Source organism: Enterobacter sp. UNJFSC 003 (assembly GCF_036903355.1).
GTDB lineage: Bacteria > Pseudomonadota > Gammaproteobacteria > Enterobacterales > Enterobacteriaceae > Enterobacter.
Genome location: NZ_JBAKHK010000337.1, coordinates 1 through 238, shown reverse-complemented (window position 1 = coordinate 238; position 238 = coordinate 1). Strand labels below are relative to the sequence as shown.

Sequence of the window (238 nt, the reverse complement as noted above, 5' to 3'; positions counted from 1 at the left end):
CAAATAAATAACGTGACAATTCATCAACAGATAAAATGCTTGTCTGAAAACCATATCTTAAAATAATGTTTATAAATACAATACAGGAAAGTACGGCGAGATTAATCGCCAGTATTGCTTCGAGTATTTTTTTCATAGCTATTCCTTGAGGCTATGTCTGTCATAATTCAAGTCGCATGTGCAGCAACCTGAATTATTAATATAGTTAGAGCAATAACATTACCCAGGCGTTCTGGCG

1 pseudogene is annotated in these 238 nt (G+C 34.5%); it reads right to left on the bottom strand.

Annotated elements, in window-relative coordinates:
• Positions 1-136: pseudogene (locus V5P19_RS24435) on the bottom strand (hypothetical protein); the annotation flags it as partial.
• Positions 137-238 lie beyond the last annotated feature (102 nt).